Source organism: Vagococcus zengguangii (assembly GCF_005145005.1).
Classification (GTDB): Bacteria; Bacillota; Bacilli; order Lactobacillales; family Vagococcaceae; genus Vagococcus_A; species Vagococcus_A zengguangii.
Genome location: NZ_CP039712.1, coordinates 438,633 through 464,494, shown reverse-complemented (window position 1 = coordinate 464,494; position 25,862 = coordinate 438,633). Strand labels below are relative to the sequence as shown.

Annotated in this window: 22 protein-coding genes; 8 read left to right on the top strand and 14 right to left on the bottom strand. The window is 37.8% G+C overall.

What is annotated here, in order from left to right:
- Positions 1–63: 63 nt before the first annotated feature.
- The 4 genes from nrdG to FA707_RS02210 all read right to left on the bottom strand — a co-directional run bounded on the left by nrdG (position 64) and on the right by FA707_RS02210 (position 5,855).
- A complete protein-coding gene (gene nrdG / locus FA707_RS02225) occupies positions 64–657 on the bottom strand; it encodes an anaerobic ribonucleoside-triphosphate reductase activating protein (RefSeq protein WP_136952697.1) in 594 nt (197 codons plus the stop codon).
- 8 nt (positions 658–665) lie between these two features.
- On the bottom strand, positions 666–2,858 hold the full coding sequence (nrdD, locus tag FA707_RS02220) for an anaerobic ribonucleoside-triphosphate reductase (protein ID WP_136952696.1): 2,193 nt from the start codon (positions 2,856–2,858) through the stop codon (positions 666–668).
- Between the two features lie 336 nt (positions 2,859–3,194).
- Positions 3,195–4,535, bottom strand: a complete 1,341-nt coding sequence (locus tag FA707_RS02215; RefSeq protein WP_136952695.1) for a hemolysin family protein — start codon at positions 4,533–4,535, stop codon at positions 3,195–3,197.
- 177 nt (positions 4,536–4,712) lie between these two features.
- The gene (locus FA707_RS02210) at positions 4,713–5,855 is read right to left on the bottom strand and encodes an AI-2E family transporter (protein WP_136952694.1); all 1,143 of its coding nucleotides are present in this window, start codon (positions 5,853–5,855) and stop codon (positions 4,713–4,715) included.
- A 144-nt stretch (positions 5,856–5,999) separates the two neighbouring features.
- Here FA707_RS02210 and FA707_RS02205 point away from each other — a divergent pair, with 144 nt between their 5' ends.
- Positions 6,000–6,437, top strand: a complete 438-nt coding sequence (locus tag FA707_RS02205; RefSeq protein ID WP_136952693.1) for a GNAT family N-acetyltransferase — start codon at positions 6,000–6,002, stop codon at positions 6,435–6,437.
- A 101-nt stretch (positions 6,438–6,538) separates the two neighbouring features.
- The gene (gene asnB, locus FA707_RS02200) at positions 6,539–8,446 is read left to right on the top strand and encodes an asparagine synthase (glutamine-hydrolyzing) (protein WP_136952692.1); all 1,908 of its coding nucleotides are present in this window, start codon (positions 6,539–6,541) and stop codon (positions 8,444–8,446) included.
- 62 nt (positions 8,447–8,508) lie between these two features.
- Here the strand turns inward: asnB and anmK are convergent, their stop codons facing one another.
- From anmK to FA707_RS02180, 4 genes are read right to left on the bottom strand one after another with little or no spacing between them, the layout of a single operon-like run.
- A complete protein-coding gene (gene anmK, locus FA707_RS02195; protein ID WP_136952691.1) occupies positions 8,509–9,633 on the bottom strand; it encodes an anhydro-N-acetylmuramic acid kinase AnmK in 1,125 nt (374 codons plus the stop codon).
- A 10-nt stretch (positions 9,634–9,643) separates the two neighbouring features.
- A complete protein-coding gene (locus FA707_RS02190; protein WP_136952690.1) occupies positions 9,644–10,735 on the bottom strand; it encodes a DUF871 domain-containing protein in 1,092 nt (363 codons plus the stop codon).
- Positions 10,732–11,631, bottom strand: coding sequence for an N-acetylglucosamine kinase (locus FA707_RS02185; protein WP_168177330.1), 900 nt, complete (start codon positions 11,629–11,631; stop codon positions 10,732–10,734). Before FA707_RS02185 ends, FA707_RS02190 begins: the two co-directional genes overlap by 4 nt.
- A 16-nt stretch (positions 11,632–11,647) precedes the next feature.
- A complete protein-coding gene (locus FA707_RS02180) occupies positions 11,648–13,081 on the bottom strand; it encodes a glycoside hydrolase family 1 protein (RefSeq protein ID WP_136952688.1) in 1,434 nt (477 codons plus the stop codon).
- A 151-nt stretch (positions 13,082–13,232) separates the two neighbouring features.
- On the opposite strand from FA707_RS02180, the gene FA707_RS02175 reads away from it, so the two are divergent.
- The 4 genes from FA707_RS02175 to FA707_RS02160 all read left to right on the top strand — a co-directional run bounded on the left by FA707_RS02175 (position 13,233) and on the right by FA707_RS02160 (position 16,241).
- Positions 13,233–13,538 carry a hypothetical protein gene (locus tag FA707_RS02175; protein ID WP_136952687.1) on the top strand — a complete coding sequence of 102 codons (306 nt, stop codon included), beginning with the start codon at positions 13,233–13,235 and terminating at the stop codon, positions 13,536–13,538.
- A 28-nt stretch (positions 13,539–13,566) separates the two neighbouring features.
- A complete protein-coding gene (locus FA707_RS02170; protein ID WP_136952686.1) occupies positions 13,567–14,859 on the top strand; it encodes a PTS sugar transporter subunit IIC in 1,293 nt (430 codons plus the stop codon).
- Between the two features lie 135 nt (positions 14,860–14,994).
- Complete coding sequence (locus FA707_RS02165) at positions 14,995–15,378, top strand: VOC family protein (protein WP_136952685.1); 384 nt, start codon at positions 14,995–14,997, stop codon at positions 15,376–15,378.
- A 20-nt stretch (positions 15,379–15,398) separates the two neighbouring features.
- Positions 15,399–16,241, top strand: a complete 843-nt coding sequence (locus tag FA707_RS02160; protein WP_136952684.1) for a Cof-type HAD-IIB family hydrolase — start codon at positions 15,399–15,401, stop codon at positions 16,239–16,241.
- A gap of 61 nt (positions 16,242–16,302) precedes the next feature.
- On the opposite strand, the gene FA707_RS02155 is transcribed toward FA707_RS02160, so the two are convergent.
- The 5 genes from FA707_RS02155 to FA707_RS02135 form a co-directional block, all read right to left on the bottom strand.
- Positions 16,303–16,752, bottom strand: a complete 450-nt coding sequence (locus FA707_RS02155; RefSeq protein WP_136952683.1) for a flavodoxin — start codon at positions 16,750–16,752, stop codon at positions 16,303–16,305.
- Between the two features lie 62 nt (positions 16,753–16,814).
- Positions 16,815–17,171 carry a DUF1667 domain-containing protein gene (locus FA707_RS02150; protein WP_136952682.1) on the bottom strand — a complete coding sequence of 119 codons (357 nt, stop codon included), beginning with the start codon at positions 17,169–17,171 and terminating at the stop codon, positions 16,815–16,817.
- Positions 17,171–18,433, bottom strand: a complete 1,263-nt coding sequence (locus FA707_RS02145; RefSeq protein WP_136952681.1) for an NAD(P)/FAD-dependent oxidoreductase — start codon at positions 18,431–18,433, stop codon at positions 17,171–17,173. The genes FA707_RS02150 and FA707_RS02145 overlap by 1 nt, the downstream gene beginning before the upstream one ends.
- Positions 18,426–19,880, bottom strand: coding sequence for an NAD(P)/FAD-dependent oxidoreductase (locus FA707_RS02140; protein ID WP_136952680.1), 1,455 nt, complete (start codon positions 19,878–19,880; stop codon positions 18,426–18,428). The genes FA707_RS02145 and FA707_RS02140 overlap by 8 nt, the downstream gene beginning before the upstream one ends.
- Positions 19,881–20,017: 137 nt before the next feature.
- A complete protein-coding gene (locus tag FA707_RS02135) occupies positions 20,018–20,587 on the bottom strand; it encodes a glycerol-3-phosphate responsive antiterminator (protein ID WP_136952679.1) in 570 nt (189 codons plus the stop codon).
- Between the two features lie 170 nt (positions 20,588–20,757).
- On the opposite strand from FA707_RS02135, the gene glpK reads away from it, so the two are divergent.
- Positions 20,758–22,266: a glycerol kinase GlpK gene (gene glpK, locus FA707_RS02130; RefSeq protein ID WP_136952678.1), complete on the top strand. Its 1,509-nt coding sequence runs from the start codon at positions 20,758–20,760 to the stop codon at positions 22,264–22,266.
- A gap of 97 nt (positions 22,267–22,363) precedes the next feature.
- Complete coding sequence (locus FA707_RS02125) at positions 22,364–23,077, top strand: MIP/aquaporin family protein (RefSeq protein WP_136952677.1); 714 nt, start codon at positions 22,364–22,366, stop codon at positions 23,075–23,077.
- Positions 23,078–23,152: 75 nt separating this feature from the next.
- On the opposite strand, the gene FA707_RS02120 is transcribed toward FA707_RS02125, so the two are convergent.
- Positions 23,153–25,831 (bottom strand): cation-translocating P-type ATPase, encoded by a 2,679-nt coding sequence (locus FA707_RS02120; protein WP_136952676.1) that lies wholly within the window; start codon positions 25,829–25,831, stop codon positions 23,153–23,155.
- Positions 25,832–25,862 lie beyond the last annotated feature (31 nt).

Sequence of the window (25,862 nt, the reverse complement as noted above, 5' to 3'; positions counted from 1 at the left end):
TATACATAAAACAAAAATAAAAGAGTAATAAAATCACTTGATTTTATTACTCTTTATTGTTATTTATACTCGTTTAATTTGTTCATAATTTTCGTTAGCATCGAAACACTTCTCCCAAATGACCACTTGCTTTTGGGCTAGTGACTTAGGGACATCAATAATTCGTTGGTTGCTACTTCCTCTAAATTGTAGCTTCAAATCTTTCTTACTTAGTTCAAAGCGTCCATCGACTAAAACGTCAATTTCAGATAGTAACGCTAGTTTATCATCTGACTCCTTCATTAGTTCTTCAAACGTATAGCCAGACCACGCCCAAATATCTTTGCTTGTTCCAAACTGCTCACGAACTTTTTTGACTAACGGCAAGCAAATATCCGTGTTCAAGAACGGTTCACCACCTAACAAAGTTAGCCCCTGACAATATGTTTGCTCTAAGTCGGACAAAATTTGGACTTCAACTTCTGCGGTGTATGGCTGGCCGTAGCGAAAACTTTGGACGGCTTTGTTGTAGCAACCTTCGCAAGCAAATAAACAGCCGCTCACATACAAACTGCAACGAACACCTTCACCATCCACAAAGTTAAACGGTTTGTAATCGGCATAATAACACTGACTATAATCGGAAGATAGCCATTCTTTAGGCTGCGGATTTCTCATTTAATCACCTATTTCATATGTTTAACACGTGCTGAAATTTCTTTATGACGACCATGTACCATTGGACGAGCTTGAGGATTTCCTAAATAGCCACAGGTACGTTTCACGACGTCACTTGTTTTCGGATTCGTATTGCCACAGTTAGGACACTTAAAGCCTCGTTCAGTCGGTTCAAAATCCCCTTCAAATCCACACTCGTAACAATGATCAATTGGCGTATTAGTCCCTAAGTACCCAACACGGTCATAGGCGTAATCCCAAACGGCTTCTAAGGCTTTCGGATTTTGTTGAATCACTGGGTATTCACAGTAATGGATGAACCCCCCTGAACAATATTGTGGATAATCTTTTTCAAAATCTAATTTTTCAAACGGTGTTGGGTCTTTACGGACATCATAATGAAAACTGTTAGTGTAGTAATCTTTATCGGTAATATCCGCCACTTCTCCAAATTTTTCCTTATCCATGCGACAGAAACGATCGGTTAAACTTTCACTTGGCGTTGAATAGACACTAAAGTGATAACCGTATTGATTTCCCCAGTCATCTGCATGTTTTTTCATAAATTTCATAATCTCTAACGTAAAAGCTTTCGCTTCAGGTTTATTTTCCCAATTTGGTCCATAGAAGCTCGTTGCGACTTCGTATAAACCGATATAGCCCATTGAAATCGTGGCACGTTTATTTCTAAATAACTGATCAACATCCTCACCTTTTTTCAAGCGCTCACCAAACGCTCCGTATTGATAAAGAATCGGTGCGTTTTCAGGTTTTGCTTGTCGACATCGTTCGACACGATAAACTAACGCATCCTTCATAATCTCTAAACGTTCCTCTAACAGCGTCCAGAACTTCTCCTTGTTTCCTTCCGCTTCTAAAGCAATACGTGGCATATTAAGCGTCACAACGCCTAAATTCATACGTCCAGCTGTCACATCTTCGCCTGCTTCATTTTTCCATCCTTGAAGGAATGAACGACACCCCATTGGCACCTTGAAACTACCCGTTAACTCAACAATTTTATCGTAGCTTAAAATATCTGGATACATACGTTTAGTAGCACATTCTAACGCTAATTGCTTAATATCGTAGTTCGGATCTGCTGGTGATAGGTTCACACCACGCTTAATCGTAAAGATTAATTTAGGGAAAATCGCTGTACGTTTTTCTTTTCCTAATCCTTTAATGCGGATATTAAAAATCGCGCGTTGAATTTCACGCTCAAACCAGTTCGTTCCCAAACCAAAACCAATTGAGGTAAAAGGTGTTTGACCATTTGAAGTAAATAATGTGTTGATTTCATATTCTAAACTTTGCATCGCATCGTATATGTCTTTTGCCGTTTTCTTCTCAGCATAGGCTTCGTGTTTACTTTCATCCTCAATCCACTCACGCGCATCCATTAAATGTTTTTGATAGTTCTTCTTAGCAAATGGTGCAAGTAATTCATCAATGCGGTCAGCAGAACAACCACCATATTGACTTGACGCCACATTCGCAATAATTTGCGATATTTGAGCAGTCGCTGTCTGAATAGATTTAGCCGGTTCAACATCGGCATTACCAATTTTAAAGCCATTATTTAACATGCCGTCAAAATCAATTAAACAGCAGTTAGTCATCGGAGTATAGGGATGATAATCAAGATCATGATAGTGAATATCACCTTTTTGATGCGCGTTTGCTACATGTGGTGGCAACATCTCTAATCCGATTGACTTCCCAACAATCCCAGCTGTTAAATCACGCTGCGTATTAAACACATCACTGTCTTTATTAGCGTTTTCATTTACGACCGTTTGATCCTTATTAATCAACTTTCCAATCGTAAAATTGATATCCGTTGCTTTGCGTCGTTCGAAATCACGTTTCGTACGATAATTAATGTATTCTTCGGCTAACTCATATTCACGTTCATCTAATAATGTTTGTTCAACAATATTTTGAATTTCCGAAATTTTAATATCGACTGGGAAACGCGCCATAATTTCTTGATCGACTTTAAAAACGACCTCTTTTATTTTCTGCTCAATGAAGGGACGTAATTCACCATGAATTTTTTTATCAGCTTTTAGTAACGCTTCGTAAATCTTTTGATCGTTAAATTCTACCATGCGGCCATCACGCTTAACTACTTTCACTTTCTTCAATGCATCATAGTTTGCTGTTACTTCTTTAATTACCCCAATATCGCTTAACATGATAACCCTGACCTCCATCTTTATATCTAAAATTCACAAATAAAACCAATCAATATATAGTTTTTTTTGCGACTACTTATAACAATATACCACAATATATAGATTTTTACAGTACATTTTAAACATGTTTTCACAAATAAAACCAATCAGTAAAACGCTTAAGCTTTGTCCTACCTTGTTTTGTAAGACTATAAATAATTTTATTTTTTTTGCCAATAAATCATTTTTAAAAATTGTACGATAAATTCTCCCTATAAAAATTATACAGACACTTTTCAAATAATAAGCAAAAAAAAGAGCCGTGAATTACTCACAACTCTTTATTATCATTCTAAATTATTCTTCTTCAGCTAATTCTTCATTCATATCATCGACAATTGGGTTATCAAAAATAACGCGAACTGTCAACACTCGTGAACCTTCCATCTCTTCAGAAATCAATGTCAGATTTTCAACATGGTAACTTAATTTTTCACCTTCATCAGGAATTGTTCCTAAAGCTGTAATTAAGTAACCAGCAATCGAATCCACATCATTCATCTCTAAATTTGTTTCAAACATCTCATTGAATTCATCAATCAACATACGACCTTGAACAAAATATTCTGTTTCTGATGCTTTCAGTACTAAATTTTCGACTTCATCAGATTCATCATCGATTTCGCCCACGATTTCTTCTAATAAATCTTCTAACGTAACTAAACCAACGACACCACCATATTCGTCTAATAAAATCGCCATTTGATTTTGCGTACGACGTAATTCTAATAACAAATCATCCGTAAAAATTGTTTCTGGAACAAATAATGGCTCTTGTATAATGTCCATTAAATCAATTTGATCAAAGCCTTTTTCAAAAGCAGCTTTTAGTAAGTTTTTAAGATGCAGCACACCAATCACTTTATCTTTATCTACTTCATAGACAGGGATACGTGAGTAGTTTTGTGCCATAATTTTTTCATAGTTTTCTTCAATCGGTGTCGTCATATCAATCATGAATGCATCCGTACGAGGCACCATGACTTCACGTGCTACCGTTGTGTCTAATGAGAAAACTCCTTGAACCATGCCAAGTTCATCCTCTTCTAACACACCTTCAGATTCCAAAATATAACGCATTTCATCACGCGTCATGCGGTTATCTTCATCATCAAATTTCATCGGCGTTAATTTACCTAAAATATCAGTCGAAACTGACAACAACCAAACAAATGGTCGAGCAATCACACCAATGGCTTGAATCGGTCCTACCGCAAATTTAGCGACCTCTTCAGATTTCGCAATCGCAATTCGTTTTGGATATAACTCCCCAAAGACGATTGAAACATACGTTAACATAATCAACACAATAATATTCGCAACTTTTAATGCCCATGGTTGGCCACCAAATACTGGCGCTAATTTTTGTGCAAAGCTATCGGCTAAAGAGGCACCTGATAAGATGTTTACCAAAGTAATCCCTACTTGGATAGTCGATAAAAAGTTACCTGTGTTTTTCAATAATTTGGCTAATTTGATGGCAGACTTGTCACCATTATCAGCCTTTTGTTGTACTCGGTTTTTGTTCAATGATACAACGGCAATCTCCGCTGCAGCAAAAAACGCGTTTAATAAGGTCAGTACAACCAGTGTTAAAATTAAAATCACTAAAGACTGACTTTCAGGGTCAGCGTTCATAAGCTATTCTCTCCTTGTTGTATAAAATATTTAGTCAATTCAAATCGTATCACAAAAGGGTTTATTAGGCAATATATAGAGTCAAAGCGATTTACTAGTTATTAAAATGATAAAAAAACACGAGAACTAAACCATTCACAGATTTATTTCTCGTGTTCTAGATATATGATATTACCGTTAATCTTTTTTCTCACCTTCAGTAATTTCCAATAAACTTTTTTCCGTCCGATTTAGCTTCACCATGTGATAAATATGAACGACAATCGTCTTAACGATGGCATAAAATGGTACTCCTAAAATCATTCCTAAAAGTCCCGCAATGTTACCCGCTACTAATAGGATGATAATAATAGTTAACGGATGAATATCTAAACTTTTACCGATAATATTAGGGTAAATAATATTACCATCAATTTGTTGAACGACTAACACTAATACACAGCACAGAATCGCTTTAAGTACCGCATCTTCTTGACCGCTAAAAAGTGTTGCCACAATAGCTGGTGCCAAGCCTAGATAAGGGCCTAAATAAGGAATCATATTAGTTATTCCGGCAATAGTTCCAAATAAAATCGCATAATCAACGCCTAATAAAGCATAGCCAATTGCCGTTGCAGCACCGACAAATAAACACTCAATCGTTTGACCTGAAATGTATTTTGAAATCGTTTTGTTCATCTTTTCAACTAATTCACTCATCTCATCACGATAGTTTTCCGGCATGACCTTCTTCAAAGTTGGCATCAAACGATGACCATCTTTCAACATGTAGAATAATATAAATGGTACGGTAATAATTAAGAGTGCTGCACCGACAATTTTACCGATGATTGATCCAACACCATTATATAAGTTATCCACAAATTTTTTCGCCATTGTCCCAAAATCGAGGTTTAATTTTTCAAGTGTTTCAGATAAGTCTAATCCTTGTAATTTAGGATGTGCCAATAATTGATTGGTCCAATCCTCTACTGATTTAATAAACTGTGGTAAATTTTCGACCAGGGCCTTGATTTGGTTGAGTAAGGCTGGCAGTAAAATGCCAATACTTAATGCTAAAATTCCGACTAATAAAATTAGCACAATAATAATCGCCCAAATCCGCTTAATGTTCCCCTTCTTTTCAATAAAACCGACAATCGGATTTAAGATATAAAATAAAAATCCTGCAATTAAAATTGGCGCAAACAAGGTACTAACAAAGGTAAAAATAGGAGAAAACAAGAAATCTATTTTGGTTGAGACAAATACTAACGTCGCCAAAATCAATAATTCTAATGACCAAAACATTACTTTTGAATTTTTCATTTTTTCAAACATTCACTAACTCCTTTAACTTCATATTATTTATATTTATCGTTATACTACTAATTATAGAATAGTATCCTTTTTTTTAAAAGATTTGTCAAAAAAATGCGCAAAGTTTGAACATAAATTTAACTAAATCAAGAAAGTGAGCATGAAATGAACATTATCATAACCCAAAATACGCATTCTCAAACCTATCAAGATGCCTTATCCATTAGGCGTGATGTTTTTGTCGAAGAACAACACATACCCGAAACAATTGAAATTGATCACTTGGAAACGTTATGCCAACATGTGGTGCTATACTCAGATGATCATCAACCGATTGCAACCACAAGAATTCTCCCACTGGATGAAACGACTTGGAAAATTCAGCGTGTTGCAGTAAAAAAAGCATGGCGCGGACAAACAATGGGGCAACAACTACTACAGTCCATCACTGATTTAGCATACGAACAAGGAATTACGTGCTTAACACTCAACGCCCAACAACCTTCTATTGGTTTTTACCAAGCTCTTGGTTATCAAACATACGGAGAAGTTTTTTCGGAAGCAGGGATCCCACACCAAGCAATGAAACGCTTACTAAATTAAATCTTACTAAATATCTTCATTTTATTGCTCTGGAATTTGTTTTTTTGTTCGCGATTTGTTTTAATAGGAGGGTAAGGAAAATCCAAGGAGGATGAAAAAGTATGTGTGGTATTGTCGGCTTTGTTAGCCCAAAAATAAACTATGATCAAGATGCCGTTTTAACTGAAATGAAAAATAGAATTATCCATCGCGGACCTAATAGCGAGGGTGAATATATTGATGACCAAGCAGCTCTAGGATTCCGACGTCTAAGTATCATTGACTTAGAAGGTGGAACACAGCCTATCTATAATGAAACAAATACAAAAGTTATTACTTTTAACGGAGAAATTTATAACTACCAAGCATTACGTGAACAATTAATTGCAGCGGGACACGTCTTCTCAACTTCTGCCGATACCGAAGTTATTTTACACGGTTATGAAGAATGGGGAACTAACGTGGTTAAAAAATTACGCGGAATGTTTGCCTTTGTCATTTGGGACAAAGAAACAAACGAATTATTTGGCGCGCGTGACCATTTTGGGATTAAACCCTTTTACTACTATCATGAAAATGAAACGTTTATTTATGGTTCAGAAATCAAGAGTTTCTTACCTCATCCAGCGTTTAAAAAAGAATTAAATAAACGTGCATTACGTTCTTATTTAACCTTCCAATATCCAGCGCTAAATGATGAAACGTTTTTCAAAAATGTCTTCAAATTACCTGAAGGCCATTTCTTCATTTTATACAACAATGAATTAACAATTAAAAAATACTGGGATGCTGATTTTACTAAAAAAGAAAAAAAATCACGTCAAGAATGGATTGAAACCATCGACGAAGCCGTTCATGAATCAATTCAAACGCACACCGTTAGTGACGTTGAAGTCGCTTCATTCCTATCAAGTGGGGTTGACTCAAGTTACGTTGCTTCTGTTCTACGTCCAAGTATGACGTACTCAATCGGTTTTGATGACAAAACTTATAATGAAGCAAGTGAAGCTCGTCGTTTAACCGATGCCTTAGGATTGAATAACACAGCGGCCGTTATTGATGGCGATATGGCTTTCAAGTATTTCCCAGCCATTCAATATCATTTAGATGAGCCTGATTCAAATCCGTCATGTGTTCCTCTTTACTTCTTATCACACTTAGCGTCTAAGAAACATCGCGTGGTGTTATCAGGTGAAGGTGCGGATGAATTATTTGCGGGTTATCAATCTTATGGTTTCTTAACCAAATCAAAAGCGATTCGTGTAGCCACACAAGTCTTGAAAAAATTACCAAGAAACGCGCGCTATTCTTTATCTAATGTGTTAGAAAAAGCTGGCAATTTCCCAGGTAAAGCTCATGTCGTAACGTCACTAGGTGATGCAAGTAAACACTTTATTGGCCAAGCTAAAATTTTCGATGAAAATGAAGTGGCTGACTATTTACAAGATGATTACTTAAACGGTCCAACGGTTAACGATATTATGGCCGTTCACTTCAAAGCTGCTAGACCTATTAAGAGTGAAATCAATAAAATGCAATATGTTGACTTCCATCAATTCATGGCAAAAGATATCTTGCTAAAAGCAGATAAAATGTCAATGGCGCATTCCTTAGAACTACGTGTACCATTATTAGATACAAAATTATTAGAAGTGGCGCAAGTGATTCCTGATAAGTATTTAATTAACCAACATAACAGTAAAGAAGTTTTCCGTGAAGCAGCCAATAAACATATTCCAACCGACTGGGGTAACCGTGAAAAATTAGGCTTCCCGGTTCCTATTAAACAATGGTTACGTGAAGAAAAAATTTATAATGAATTAAAATCATTATTCACATCAGACACAGCCGCTGAGTTTTTCAACACCGCTGCGATTGTTAAATTATTAGATGATCACTACAATAATCAAGCGGACGTTCAACGTAAAATTTGGACAATCTATACGTTCTTAGTTTGGTATAATGTTTACTTCGAAAACGAAGGCTTACCATATACGGATACAAGCAACTTAGATTTAAACGAATATTAAGAACAAACAAAACCTCTGAAATTATTAAGATTTCAGAGGTTTTTTATGATATTTATGAATGTTTAATACGTAACTTTTCCTAAAATAACTGGATGACTAGCGCCCGTTGCGCTAGGAACATTACTTGGCAAACGGTGTAAGGTATGATGACCTAATACCACCATCGCCATCGCTTCTTTAGCTTCAGAAGAGTGGCCTAAATCTTCTTGAATCATCACCTTCACATTTGGTAATTCTGCCTGTAACATGGCGATTAAGGTCGCATTATAACTACCCCCACCACCAACAATCAACTCACACTGCCCCTCAATTAACGGTGCTAATGAGGTACTAATCGCTTTCGCCGTAAAAAGTGTTGCCGTATGTAACCAATCGTTGGCTGAGACATTCGGGAATGTTTGAAGTAATTCTTCAACATACTGTTGCCCAAATTCTTCACGCCCCGTAGTTTTAGGTCCAACTTTTTGGATGAATGGATGCGACATAAAAGTAGCCAGTAATGCTTGATTCACTTGTCCTGCTGCTGCATACGCTCCGTCTGCATCATACTCGGTTTGATAAAAATGACGACAGAGTTCATCTATAATCATATTACCCGGTCCCGTATCAAACGCCAGGACCTGTTCAAGACTCGCACCTGCTGGAATAATGGTTGCATTCGAAATACCGCCAATATTTTGTAAGATACGCTGTGTATTCTCTGTCCGATACAAAATATATTCAGAAAATGGTACAATTGGTGCTCCCTGACCATTAGCCGCCATATCTCGATAACGAAAATCAGACACAACCATTGTTCCTGTCATTTCAGCAATCACGCTTGATTCACCAATTTGCAAGGTGGAGGGAATCAAACCTGGCAACGCGTCTGGTAAATGATAGACCGTTTGCCCATGAGACGCAATAAAATTCAGAGAGGCGGTCGCTAATCCATGTTTATCACATAATGTCTTAACCGCATCTGCAAATAAATAGCCTAATTCAAAATTTAAGCTACATAATTGACGTACATCGGATGTTTCCGGTGCGAGTGCTTCTTTAATAGATTGTTTCATCTCCAGAGTCAACGGCACCGAAATAAAATCATGCAAACGATAAAACGTTAAGTCATCTGGTTTAATTTCAACTAATGCCACGTCAATTCCATCTAATGAAGTGCCTGACATTAAGCCAATCGCATATTCCATGACGCTCACCTTACTTCACTTCTCTAAATTGAAATTTTTGCCATGGTTTAATATACGGCAATAATTGTTGGTCCGCTTTAGTAATTTGACCGACCACATTGGTTTTACCTGAGTTTTCCATAGGTAAAAGTGCCACTTGCAATTCACCTGCATAATGAGCATATAAAGATGTTTCCACAATAATGTCACCTGTTTGCATATTCGGTGTGTTGAACGGTGCAAAATGATGGCCTTTATATTTCACACGACTTTGAGTCGAACGAATCACATAATCCGACACGTCTCCACGGTTAAAGTGAAATTCTTCTAAGACAATCTTACGCTCTAATTCAGGCGTTTCTTCATTAAGAATACAATCTAACGTCAATTGGTAAGGCGAAATTTCACTCAAGGCCTTTAATTCTTCTTCAGAAGCAAACGCATTGGCAATAATCACATCATCAATTAATTCAGTTGCCCATAAATGCTTCGCCTGAGTGGTAATCGGCCACTCACGGTGCATCTCTAGCGTACATAACCCTTCCTCAACTGGCCAAGGTCCAATCGAAGCACTTGGTGAATTAACAAACGCCGCCGTACGAATACCATGTTCTTTATAAACTTTTGTTGTCTCAATAAAATGTTTATAGCTTAGACCCGTGTAGCGATGTGGATAAAAATTATGACAACCTAATAAATTAGACGTATTAGCTTGATAACTAATAATATTTTCTAAATATCTAGTCCCCGAACTAATATTTAACTCAATTAATAAGTCTTGTGGGTTAAACGTCATAATCGATTCTTCATTACCAGTGAAGCCCATATCTAAACGAATACCATCAGCGCCAATTTCTTTAAAGAAGGACAAATCATTGTAGCTAATTCCTAATTCATTAAAAACTTTCGGACTCACATCGGCAATGACTTCCATCCCCAAACTGGTTGCATAGTTGATAGTTTCAGTAAATTCTTCTACAATTTTATCTTTCTTCTCGGCGTCAACTGATAATAAACACGTAAACACACGTTTAAATTGATAGCTAGCCGCTAAATCTAAATATGCTTTAATTTCTTCAACACTGCTGTGATTCGGATAAATTGATACACCTAATTTTCTCATTTTGCTTCCATCCTTTTTTGATAATAGTATGCCCCACTAGCACATGAGGCAGTTTTTTTAATTAATTGATAGTCTTGATTAAAGTGCTCCGCTAAATAGTCATTAAATGCTTGGTAAACTAGCGGATTTTTTTCGATAACTGAGCCATTTAAGCCAATATTAAAAGGGCCCTGATTGTCTGACATTTTGCTAGCTAATTGACTGACTTGTTGTGCTAATGCTTGGCCCGCTTCAACTAGCAGTCGTTGAGCATCTTGATTAGTTGCAGCCAAATCAGCCACTACGACCGCAACTTCAGCAATTTGCCCTTTGTTCATTGCATAGACTTGACGGGTTAACGCCAACACATCCCCCACTTTGAAAAAATTTAAGACGGCTTGACTCAAAGCACTAGGCTCTTGTCCCTGATCATATTCAGCTAAGCACTGCTGTATTGCAGCTCGGGCAATGCCGTAAGCACTACCGTCATCACCAAATAAATGACCCCAACCACCAACACGATACCACTGATTTTCAACTCGACCAATCATGACCGAACCTGTTCCAGCAATAATAATCGCACCGTTAGCTCCTTTTAAAATCGCATATTGCGCTAATTGTCCATCATTCATTAAAGTCACTGGACATGGCCAACCTTGTAAATCAGCTTGTACACGTTCTTTTAAGCCACCCGCATCAATACCCGCAATCCCTAACACAATATGCTGACAATTTTCTTGTCCTAGTTCTTGAAACAAAGTGGTGACTGCTTCTTTAATATGTCCCAACGCTTGTTCGTAAGCAATTACTAAATTGCCAAACCCTGTCACCGTTTGTTTTAGGACGTGGCCCTTTTTATCATAAGCAATCGCTTCGGTTTTCGTACCACCACAGTCAACGCCCATTATGTACTTCATCGTTTCACTCCCTGTCTTATTCAGACTGATGTTGTTCTTTAATAAAGTTTTGATACCAATAGAAACTATCTTTCTTGTAACGATTATACGTGCCATGACCTTGATTATCAGCATCGACATAAATAACGCCGTAACGTTTACCCATCTCACAACTTCCTGCTGAAACAATATCAATGATTCCCCAAGCAAAGTAAGCTCGAATATCTACGCCTTCAGATTGAGCCGCTAAAATTTCATCAAAATGCTCTTTAAAGTAAGCAATTCGGTAATCGTCGTGAATTTCACCAGTAGTGGTTAATTCATCATGTGCACCAAAGCCATTTTCGGCAATCATAACCGGCTTTTGATAACGATCGTAGACTTTGTGTAAGGTTGTTCTTAAACCAATCGGATCGATTTGCCATCCCCACTCGCTAGCTTTTAGATGGGGGTTCTTTGTGGTCACCACCAGATTACCAGCTGTTTGTTGCCCCTCTTCTGTCACTGAGCTAATAGCTGAAGAGTAATACGAGAAGGACACAAAATCACACGTATGCTCTTTTAATAAAGCTAATTCTTCTTCCGTTGTTTCTAGGACAACGTCATGTTGCTTGAAGAATGGTTGCATATAATAAGGATAAACGCCATTTGATAACACATCCATGCAAAACCATTGATTGACTTGTTCATCTTGAACCATTTTCAAATTATCTTCAGGTTTAGTTGTATTAGGATAATAGCAAAAACATGACACCATTGCGCCAAATTCACCGCGTAATCCTAGCTCACGTCCTAATTTTATCACACGCGCACTCGCTACGAATTGATGATGAAGACTTTGGAAGACATCTTGAAATTTATAACCTGCTTCTTCAAGCTTAACTAAGCCTACCCCATTATAAGGACTAAAATACCCTGCATTGATTTCATTAAACGGCAACCAGAAATCAACATAATCGCCCCAACGCTTAAAGACAAACTCAGCAAATTTAACATATAACGCAATCGTTTTTTTGTTCGTCCATCCACGATAATTTTCAACAATCGCTAACGGCACTGCGTAGTGATTCATTGTTAAAAATACTTTGATGTTTTTTTCTTTTAATAACTTAAAGACTTGATCATAATAGTCGACGCCAGCTTGATTAGGAGTTGATTCTTCACCGGTTGGAAATAAACGTGCCCAACTGATTGAAAAACGATAGATATCTAAACCTAACTCTGCTAATAGTTCGATATCTTCCTGACAATGCTCAACCCCTAAACTTCCTTTTCTAAAAGGATAAAACTGGTCAGTAGACGCCTTTGCTTCATCAATAACGGCTTGCGTTAATAAACGAGTGGTCGTTGTTGCATTGGAAGTTCTCGGTAAATAAGGACGACAATCTTGTGTGTCTAACCCTTTTCCCTCTTCATAAGCGCCTTCATATTGACTAGAGGCAGTCGCACCACCCCAATAAATTCTATTCATAACTTACTCCTTTTCCGTTTTATTTTGACTCCATCATACCATTTCAGAAATTATTTTTCAAACGCGTAAAAAAATACTTGAAATTTTATTCCCAAGATACTATACTCTAGTTATGAAAATGATTTCACTAAATTCTATAGGAGGCCAAAAAATGAAACCGGAAACACCAAGTCACTACATTCCACGCTTTTCATGGAAGAGTTCATTACTGCTATTCTTAGCTATCATTGTCGGAGGTATCTTACTTCCGTACCTTTTCTATTTAATTGGATTAAATTTAAAATTAGCTGTGATGTTATTCTTGCCACTTTTGGTCGCACTAGCAGTTACTTACGGACAATATTTCATTGAAACTAACCGCGGATTCAACAAACAATTTGTCATCTCGTTAGTGGCGATGACACTTGTCTTAGAAATTGCTTCTTATCTATGGTTATTTGTCGGGGTTATTTTTTAAAAAAATATATTAAATAGGAGAGAAAAAAATGTTAGACAAATTTACAGCTTTTATCGAAACGAATCTAGCTGGGCCGATGGCAAAATTAGCGAATCAACGTCACTTAAGAGCGATTCGTGACGGGATTATCGCTACTTTACCCTTAATTATTATCGGATCATTTTTCTTAATTGTCGCTTTCCCACCACTTCCTGAATCATGGGGAATCACACAATTCTTACAAGAAAATGCAGCAACTATTTTATTACCTTATCGTATGACGATGTATATCATGTCACTATATGCAACCTTTGGAATTGGGGCTAGCTTATCTAAAACATATGGCTTAGATGTTATCTCTGGTGGTATCCTAGCGACAATTGCTTTCTTATTAACCTTTGTTCCAGTTAACATTCCAGCTGAAGCTGCTGATGCTGCTGGTGCTGTTGGTTTTGTTTTACCGATGGCTAACTTAGGTGGTGGCGGTATGTTCGTAGCGATTATTACTTCAATCATCGCCGTTGAAATTTATCGCATCATGGACAAATCTAAATTCAAAATTACGATGCCTGAACAAGTACCGCCTTCAGTTGCACGTTCATTTGAATCATTAACACCGACTTTAGTTGTTATTTTAGGTATGGCTACTATCACTTACTTCTTAGGTTTCGACTGGCATACAGCAATTGCGAAAGTCGTTACACCATTAGTTAGTGCTGCGGATAGCTTACCAAGTGTGTTACTATTAATTTTCTTAATTACTTTCTTCTGGGTATTTGGGATTCATGGTGTATCAATTATCGGATCAGTCGCTCGTCCTTTATGGTTACAATTATTGGATGGTAATACAGCTGCTCAAGCAGCGGGTGAAACATTACCAAATATTGCGGCTGAGCCTTTCTTCCAATGGTTCATCTGGATTGGTGGTTCTGGTTGTACCATCGGTTTAGCTATTTTATTAGCCTTCGTTGCGAAATCAAAATATGGTTCTAAACTTGGTAAAGCCGTTATTATGCCATCAATTTTCAACATCAACGAACCGGTTATCTTTGGTGTGCCGATTGTATTAAACCCCGTCTTAATGATTCCATTCATGATAACACCAATGATTTGTGCGACCATCGCTTGGTTTGTTACAAAAGCTGGTTTAGTTAACCCCGTAACAGTCACAGCTCCTTGGACTTTACCTGGACCAATCGGTGCTTTCTTAGCAACTGGTGGTGACTGGCGTGCAGCCGTCCTAAACATTGTCTTAATTATCGTTTCTGTAATTTGTTACTACCCATTCGTTAAAATTTACGATCGTAACGAATTAGCCAAAGAAAACGGAACAGCACAATAATTTTAAATTTAAACCAGTACCGTTCGTTATAACGGTACTGGTTTTTTATTATCTCTTAACAAAACATGTGTCCAACTCAAGATATGTTATAATGAAAGCATTACCATTCATCACATTTAAAAGGAGTTTTTACTTATGAAAATAGAACACATTGGCCTATGGGTCGCTGATTTAGAAAAAATGAAGCACTTTTACGAAACGTTCTTTAATGCCCAAGTTGGCGAACTATATCATAATCAAACGACGGGTTTCCGCTCTTATTTCTTATCTTTTGAAACAGGTGGCCGTTTAGAAATTATGAACCGTGAAGATATCACATCGCCTGCTTCTGAAGCATTAGGGTACGCTCACTTGGCACTCGAAGTCGGTGATCAACAAGCAGTGGATCAAAAGGTGCAACAGTTAGTCGCGGCTGGTTATTCGCTATTAAACGGTCCGCGAACAACCGGTGATGGCTATTATGAAGCGGTGATTGCCGATCCAGAAAACAATTTAATCGAAATTATGGCAAGTTATTAATCTAAAAGGAGTTCACATATATGACCACTATTAAAGCGATTGTCCTCGATATTGACGGGACGTTATTTACAAGCGACCGTCAGATTTCAGCCAAAACTAAACAAACCTTATTAGACGCTCAATCCCAAGGAATCAAAGTGATTGTGGCTTCTGGTCGACCAACCAATGGTATGCGTCACATTGCAAAAGAATTAGAGTTAGCCAAGCACCACGGCTTTCTAGCTTCTTATAATGGTTCACGGGTGATTGATATGACCAACGAAGAAGTGGTTTTTGATCGCGCGATTGAGATTACAATAGCCAAAGAAATTCTTAAGCATTTAGAAACATTTGATGTTATTCCGATGATTAATGACGACACGACAATGTATGTTCATGATGTCTTCAATCACACCATTACAATGGAAGATGGAGAACTGTTTAATATCATTCAATATGAAGCACGCGGTGGTAATTTCTTATTAGCTGAGAAATCTAGCTTAGCCGACTTTGTAAACTTCCCCGTGAATAAACTGTTAATTGCTGGTGATCCGGACTACTTAGCACAACATCACCAAGACATCTATGCACCGTTTTTAGAGCAAGTTACTGGTACTTTTTCCGCACCATTTTATTTTGAATTTACTGCTAAAAACATTGATAAAGCTGCCGCTCTAGCTGCTGTTTTAGAACCATTAGACATTAAACGACACGAAGTGATAGCTTTTGGTGATGGATTAAATGATTTAACCATGCTAGAATATGCTGGTATTGGTGTGGCTATGGGTAACGCCAAAGAAGAAGTAAAAGCCGTTGCACAATATATTACCCAATCTAACGATGAGGACGGCATTGCCCACGCTTTGGAAAAATTTCTTAACTAACAAAATAGCCCATGACGCTTCGCTTTCACGCTAACGTCATGGGCTTTTAACTTTTTATCTTTTAATTAGTAGCTTCAACTAATTGTTTAGCAAAAGCTTTAATTGCTTCGATATCATCATCATCGGCATCGTTTTCTATTTTTAACGTTTCAGCACCTTTTTTAGCACCTGTCTTGACTAACATTTGTTCAAACATATTTGCTGCCTCACAGAAGTAATCTGCATACAGTTCGCTATCTCCACTACCAACAACGCCAAAGACTTTCCCACTTAAATCAACCTCTTCGATATCTTCATAAAATTCTTCAAAATCAGTTGGTAATTCACCGTCACCATCAGTGAATGTAGCAACCACGGCAATATCTGCATCCTCAAAGAAATCTTCATCGATATCATCAGCGATTTCTCTAACAACTTCCATTTCTAATGCTTCAAAGGCTTCTTCTAAATGTTCTGAGATGCCTTCCGTATTCCCAGTATTTGATGCGTAAGCGATTTTTACTAATGTCATATTAATTTCCTCCTAATTTTTCCTTGTGTGAACTCTTTTTTTGTTACTATTTCTAGTTATCTCTATTGTACGGCTTCCATATCACGACATGCAACCACATTAATGCCAGTATCTGAAACATTTTCGATAATTACATCACCAATATGAACCGGTGCTTCAAGTTCGATATGATTAATTTGATGCATCACATCCATCATTTTCCCTTTTGGTATAGCTTCCGTTGTTTTGACTGGCACACGTGGTAACATGGCATGCGTTATTTTACATGTTGAAGTAATCGTGCGCACAGGATTAATTAATTCTTGTTGACCATAGACAACCCCTTTTTTACAATTATTTCCTGTCACTTTATAACCGTTTTCTTCATCGACTTGTAGGTGACAACCTTTAGGACAGACGATACAAATGATATCCGCCATTAGTTTACTACCTCCTTCACTGTTAACGTTAGTTCATCAATTGGCGTGTTGCCTAAATGTTTTTTCCTAAGTTTGATGGTTTCCATCTCGCCTGGTGCTAAATCTTTTTTCTTAAATGTGGTTAATTCTTGCCCTTGATATGACACAATAATCTCACCATTTTCTATGATACGATTCACTCTAAAATATATTTCAACTTTTTTATCCAATTGCTCTGGACGAAGTTTTTGGGGTAAGACATATGAAATTCCCTCACCATTCGTAACTGAAATGGTTTGCTGCTGGGGTTCTTCATTTATTCCTCTAATATAGTGCGCAGCAGCTTCACCGGCTAATTGGCTTTCAGCACTCACATGATCAACTAAATCATGAACATGTAAGACATTCCCACAGGCAAAGATACCAGGTATCGACGTTTCGCGATTTTCAAATACTAATGGCCCTTTGGTTTTGCTATCGATTTCAATACCGACTTGACGAGATAATTCATTTTCAGGAATTAATCCCACCGATAAGAGCAACGTATCACAAGCAATTTCTTGTTCGGTTCCTGAGATCACTTGACGTTGCTCATCAAGCGCTGCCATGGTAATCGACTCTAGTCGTTCCTTACCTTTAATATCAATAATACTGTGTGATAGATATAGTGGAATTTCAAAGTCATTTAAACATTGAACAATATTACGATTTAATCCGCCTGAATATGGCATAACTTCAATACACGCCAAGACTTTAGCCCCTTCAAGTGTCATCCGACGAGCCATAATCAACCCAATATCACCTGAACCTAGAATCACGACTTTTTTTCCCACCATGTACCCTTCCATATTGACGTAACGTTGGGCAGCACCGGCTGTCATAATCCCAGCTGGACGAGCACCTGGTAATTGAATCGCCCCTCTTGTACGTTCACGACAGCCCATCGCCAATACAATCGCTTTAGCTTGTAAAATTTGATAACCATCTGTTTTATTCATCACATGGACTGATTTATCTTCGGTTATTTTTAACACAATAGTATCCAGTAGGGTTTGAATCGATGTTTGATTGACCTTTTCAATAAAACGCGCTGCATACTCAGGACCTGTCAACTCTTCTTTGAAATAATGTAAGCCAAAACCGTTGTGAATACATTGATTTAATATACCACCCAACTCTAAATCACGCTCAATAATTAATATATTGTCACAGCCATTTTCGTAAGCACTTAAAGCGGCTGCTAAACCGGCTGGTCCACCTCCGACGACTATTAAATCATACATATTGCTTTTCCTCCTTAGATGGTGCCGTTAAAATATGACTATTAAAGCGATCTAAGTCAACTTCTAATGGTGAAATATTCAACTCATCTGCGATAATTTCAACCACCCGTGGCCCACAAAAACCACCTTGGCAACGCCCCATACCTGCGATAGTCCGACGCTTAACACCTTCAACTGATACAGCGGGTAGCGTTTGATGTAAAGCGTGACGTATATCACCTTCTGTTATATTTTCACAGCGACAAATAATTCGGCCGTAATCAGGGTTCTCTTTTATCAAGGTTTGCTTTTCTTCAATTGTCGCTTCATTAAAATGAATACGCGAACGAGAATCCACGTAGTCGTCTTTTTTTGGTAACAATAGGCCATCATCAACCATCAATCTCAATAAATGCAACGCAATTGCTGGAGCTGCTGTTAAACCTGGCGATTTAATGCCCGCCACATCGTAAAACTGGTCAATGACTTTTTCGATAATAAAATCTTCTCTGTCTGTATTAGCACGCACACCTGAAAAATTCCGAATTGAATTGGCAAGATTAATATTGGGAACACTTTTGCGTGCGCCCTCTGCCACTTCGGCTAAACCGTGACGCGTATTTGCCACATCTTCCCCCGTGTTGACTAGCTCACTAGCAATATCTTCGGCATTTGGTCCGACTATAATATTGCCATGAGTAGTTGGTGCAACCAATATCCCTTTACCGACCTTAGTTGGACATTGAAACACAATATGATTGACTGTCCCTTGCTCTTGTAAGTCTAATAAGTAGTACTCTCCACGACAGGGAATTATTTTAAACGTTGGCGGTGCAACCATTTCATGAATATCTCCTGCCGTCACGCCAGCTGCGTTAATAACCCATTTTGTCTGGAAGGTTTGGTTCTGAGTTTGGATACTAAAACCTGATTTATCAGAAACGATATCATTGACTTTTTGATTAAAATGGAACATCACCCCGTTTTTAATTGCCACTTCGGCTAAAGCAATCGTAAACTCCCATGGATTAACAACTGCCGCAGATGGTGCATAGAGTGCACCATAAATTTCTTCATTTAAATTTGGTTCTTTTGCTAATGTTTCTTCTTTGGATAATAATTGAATAGCTGGTACACCATTAGCAACACCACGTTCATATAAGTCTTGAATAGTCGCCAAATCTTCTTCTGAAAAAGCTACCACAAGTGACCCGATTTGTTTTCTTGGGACATCTAACTTTCGACACAACTCTTTTGCTAACGCTGCTCCTTTAACATTTAGTTTAGCGTTTAATGAACCTGATTTCGGGTCATACCCAGCGTGTAGAATCGCACTATTAGCTTTGGTAGTCTTCATCGCAACATCATTTTCAGCTTCTAGCACGCATACTTTTACGTCGTATTTACTTAATTCATACGCAATCGAAGCACCCGTAATCCCCGCTCCGATAATGGTTATATCATACATCGCTATCCTCCTATTGCAAAAAGCGTGCACTGAACAGGCCTCACGTTAATGAGACTTTTTTCAGTGCACGCTCTCTCTTGCATCTTATTTGATTGACTTAATTATAAAACGATTGAAGCAACTATGCAAGCGCTTTATTACATTCCCCAGACTTGACGATTAGTTGAAGAAATCGCGATGGCTCCAAAACTTAAGGCATTAATAATGTCTTCTTTATCTAGTATCAAACCGCTTACAATTAATGGCCGCTTAATAACACCTTGTACTAATTTGATAACTTTCCCACTACTGTTGGGTAAAATTTCTACAAAATCAGGGGAAGTATCTTGTTTCAAATGTTTAAGGGATTCTAGTGAAATCGAATCTAACATGAAAATACGATGAACAGTTAAAAATCCTAAAGATTTAGCTGCTTTTATTTGATTCACTTTTGTTAAAATAATTCCTTGAAACTGTGTATGTTCTCTCAAATATCTCAAACCCATTTCATCTTCACTCAACCCTTTAACAAAACCAAAATGTATAAAACCTACCTTGCCACTCTCCTTAATTTTTTCAGAAATATGGGCAATATTAAAGATAGTCGATTGTAAAATAAAAATAACTTCAACCTCTGAATCAAGTAGCAAGTCCAATTCACTTTCTTCTTTAATTGCTGCGATAATGGGGTTATCAGACAGTCTTTCATAAATCGATGGCTCTTTCATGTTCTCCCTCCTTTACAATCTATTATAAAACATTATTCACCTAAAAATTCACTTTTCTAATAAAAATAAATGTTCTCTTATTTTTAGCTTGAAAAACTAATGATTTATCTTTAGAATTAAGATAGTTTCACAAAAGAAAACGCTTACCTAAATTTGAAGGAGGAAGTTACATGCACGAAAATATGTTTATCATGGCCATCGATCAAGGTACCACAAGTTCAAGAGCGATCATTTATAATCGCGCCGGGGAGCAAATTGCCAGTTCACAAAAAGAATTCACTCAGTATTTCCCAGTTGAAGGTTGGGTAGAACACAATCCGAATGAAATTTGGAACTCTGTTCAATCCGTTATCGCTGGTGTATTTATCGAAAGTGGCATTAAACCAGATCAAATTGCAGGTATAGGTATTACGAACCAACGTGAAACAACGGTTGTTTGGGAGAAAAAAACCGGCAAACCAATTTACAACGCCATCGTTTGGCAGTCTCGTCAATCAGCAGGCATCGCCGACCAGTTGAAAGCTGACGGCAAAAGTGAATTTTTCCATAAAAAAACTGGTTTGATTATCGATTCTTATTTTTCAGCTACTAAAGTTCGTTGGATTTTGGATAACGTCGAAGGCGCACAAGAACAAGCGGATAAAGGCGAATTACTATTCGGAACAATCGATACTTGGCTAACTTGGAAATTATCAGGTGGTAAAACGCATGTAACAGACTACTCAAACGCAAGTCGTACGATGATGTTTAACATCCACGAATTACAATGGGATCAAGAAATTCTTGATTTATTAAATATTCCTAATTCAATGTTGCCTAAAGTTTGTTCAAACTCTGAAATTTACGGCTATACGGAAGATTATCATTTTTACGGAAACAATGCACCCATTGCGGGAATGGCTGGAGACCAACAAGCTGCCCTATTCGGTCAAATGGCTTTTGAACCTGGTATGGTTAAAAACACTTACGGTACCGGCTCGTTTATCGTCATGAATACTGGCGAAAAACCACAATTATCAAAAAATAATTTATTAACAACTATCGGTTATGGTATTAATGGCAAAGTTTATTATGCGCTTGAAGGTAGTATTTTTGTAGCTGGCTCATCGATTCAATGGTTACGTGACGGTCTTAAAATGATGACCGATTCAAAAGAATCTGAAGCTATGGCTTTGGCTTCAACTAATGATGATGAAGTCTATGTTGTGCCCGCTTTCGTAGGATTAGGCGCACCTTATTGGGATCAAGATGCTCGGGGGGCGATGTTTGGTCTAACACGTGGTACTACTCAAAATGATTTAGTGAAAGCAACCTTACAATCGATTGCTTATCAAGTAAAAGATATTATCGACACGATGGAAGATGATACAGGTATCGAAATCCCTGTCTTGAAAGTGGATGGCGGTGCCGCTAATAATGGCTACTTAATGCAATTCCAATCTGACATTCTAGACAAACCAATTCAACGTGCGTCTAACTTAGAAACAACTGCCTTGGGTGCTGCTTTCTTAGCCGGTCTAGCCGTTGGTTACTGGAAAGATATCGATGAAATCAAAGAAAGTTATAGCGAAGGTGGACGTTTTGAACCAGAAATGACCACAGAACGTCGCAACAAGTTATATAATGGTTGGCAAAACGCGGTAACAGCGACGCGTGCTTTTAAACCTAACGAAGCATAAAAAATTTTTTTACAAGCAACAGCAGGTTCAAAGAGTACGTCAATTAGTGGTTAGTCTCTTTGAACCTGTACTCATTTAAAGAAAGAGGCGAAGAAATATGTCAGCAGATATGACACAAATTATGGGTGAATTTATTGGAACTGCAATTTTAATTTTATTAGGGGGCGGCGTTTGTGCGGCCTGTAATTTAAACAAAAGTAAAGCGCAAAATGCCGGTTGGATCGTCATTGCATTTGGTTGGGCAATGGCCGTAACCATCGCAGTCTTTATTTCAGGTTTCATGGGGCCTGCTCATTTAAATCCAGCAGTGACAATCGCCATGGCAATGAATGGTAATATTTCGTGGGGATTAGTGATACCATTTATTATTGCGCAAGTCTTAGGGGCGATTGTTGGTGCCATTTTAGTTTGGTTAGCATATTTACCACATTGGGATGAAACGGAAGATCAAGGCGCTATTTTAGGTACATTTGCAACTGGTCCTGCTATTCGCAATTTACCAGCGAATATGATTACCGAAGCGATTGGAACCTTCGTGTTAGTATTAGCTTTATTAGCGTTTGGCAACAACGACTTACAATTTGGTAACAATGTCTTTGCCGTTGGTGCTGTTATCTTAGCCGTTGGTCTTTCATTAGGAGGACCAACTGGTTATGCGATTAACCCGGCCCGTGACCTAGGCCCAAGAATTGCTCATGCATTTTTACCAATCAAAAACAAAGGAGACTCTGACTGGGGCTATGCTTTAGTTCCAATCATTGGACCAATTATCGGCGCAATAATTGCGGTATTAGTATTTAAGATGTTTTAATTAATTAGGAACAAACTAAAAGGAACTCTCCCCTCTTATTGATTGAGGGGAAAGTTCCTTTTTTTATATACAAAATTATTTTTCCATCACAGCAGAGTTAACAGAAACGTTATGTTCTTTTTTATTTAATACATACTTAGTTGTTTCCATTAATAAAACAGCTGCTAGAGCTAAACCTAAACTAATTCCAACTTGCATAAAGCCAAAATTACCAGGAATTGCAAAAATCGGACGCATCACCGGTAATAATGTCACAAAGTACAATAAGCTACAAATGACTACTGCCCATACAACTACTTTGTTTTTAAAGAAACCAGCTTGAATTGTAGTTTCAGTATTACTACGTGCAGCAAAAGTTTGCAACGTACGAGCCCAAATTAATGTTGAAAAGGCCATAGCAACACCTAGCTGAGCTGATGTTTGCATCCCAATATACTGGGCAATCACAACCATAACACCAATTAAAGCACCTCGGTAAGCAACCGAGACAAAGGTATCGCCTGAGAAGATCCCTTCGTTTGGATTACGAGGGGCACGCTTCATAATCGTTGGCTCCGCTTTTTCCATCCCTAAGGCAATTGCTGGCAAGGAATCATTCACTAAGTTAATAAACAATAACTGTAACGCCGTAAACGGACTATCCCATCCAACAATTAAAGCAAAAATAATTGCTAAAATGGCCCCTAGATTTCCGGCAAATAGATAAGCAATAGCTTTTTTAATATTGTCAAAGACATTACGTCCAACTGAAACTGCACTAATAATTGAAGCAAAGTTATCATCTGTTAAAACCATTGCGGCTGCATCTTTTGCAACATCTGTTCCTGTTCCCATGGCAATACCAATATCCGCTTGTTTAAGTGCAGGTGCATCGTTTACACCGTCACCCGTCATCGCTGAGACATGACCTTTTTCTTGCCAAGCACGAACAATTCTAATTTTGTTTTCTGGAGAAACACGTGCATAGACACTAATTTTTTCTAAATAATTAGCTAACTCTTTATCATTCAACAAATCTAGTTCTGTCCCTGTTAACGCCATGTCACCTTTAGCAAATATACCGATGTCTTTGGCAATGGCAACTGCCGTTGTTTTGTGGTCACCAGTAATCATTACCGTTTTAATTCCAGCTTCTTTAGCTTCTTGAATCGCACCATAAACTTCTTCACGCGGCGGATCTATCATTGCTAGTAACCCTACAAACACAAAGTCCGACTCATCTTCTAAATCAAGTTCATTTTGATTTTCTAATACTTTATAGCCAAAAGCCAATACACGTAACGCACGCTCAGCGAATGCTTCATTTTGCTTCTTAATGGCAGTTAAACGCTCTTTAGTCATTGGGACCACTTCACCATTGACTAATGCTTGGGTTGAGCGGTTCAATAAAACATCAGGGGCACCTTTTGTTAATAATTGTCTTTCTCCGTTAATTTCATGCGAAGTAGACATTAGTTTACGCTCTGAGTCGAACGGTAATTCAGCCAATCGAGGAAATGTTGTTAACAACTTTCCAATATCTGCTTGCTGTTTCAAACCATAATCAATTAAAGCAATTTCAGTTGGATCACCTAATTTTTTACCATCAGCCGTTACTTTGGCATCATTAACTAATAAACTAATTTGCATTAATTTAGCTTCATCTACTGATGATGTTTCAAACGACCCTTCCAAGCCATTCTGTTCACCATTAGCTAAATAGTAATCGACTACTGTCATTTTATTTTGCGTTAGTGTGCCTGTTTTATCTGTACAAATCACACTTGCTGAGCCTAACGTTTCAACTGCTGGCAATTGACGAATAATGGCATTTTTCTTGGCCATTTTTTTGGTTCCAATTGATAATACAATTGTCACAATGGATTGCAGAGCTTCTGGAATAGCCGCAACAGCGACTGCAACGGCAAACATGAAGGCATTCACGATATCTTGTACTAAGTTACCTGAACCACTACCTAAGAAAATACGTGCCACTTGCACAGCTAAAATAACTAAAGACAACCCTAAAATTGCAAAGCTTAACTTATGGCTGAATTTATCTAAACCACGTTGCAAAGGTGTTTTGTGTTCATCAGTCGACTCTAACATATCTGCTACTTGACCAATTTCCGTTTGATTAGCAATACCCGTTACGACAAACTGACCACGACCATAAGTGACAATCGTTCCGCTGTACACGCTATTGATACGATCTCCAATCGGAGCAGTCTGATTTATAACAGTCACTTCCTTTTCTGCAGGAACTGATTCACCCGTCAACATACCCTCATCAACTTTCAAAGAGGCTGCTTCTATTAAACGCCCATCTGCTGGTACATAGTCTCCCGCATCTAATAAAACAATATCACCCACAACAATGTCTTTAGCAGGGATCGTCACTTCTTGCCCATCTCTTAATACTTTAGCTTCAGGTGCTGATAAATTTTTTAAAGCATCAAGAGAACCTTCTGCTTTTTTTGCTTGGATAACACTAACAATTGAGTTTAGCATTAAAACAGAAAAAATAACTATCGCTTCAATATGCGCCCCCATGATAACTTGAACTAGTGTCACCACTAATAATACAATAACCATCGCGTCTTTAAAGGTATCGATAAAAAGCGCTAAACTACTCTTTTTTTTCTTACCTGCTAACTCATTAAACCCACTTAATTCTTGGCGTTTTTGTACCTCTTCTTTCGTTAAGCCTGATATACTAGCTTGAGTATTTTGAATTACTTCCTCAAGTGATTGTTGATAATACTTTTTTTCCATTCTGTCTTCCCTTTCTATCGTCCTCAAGAAT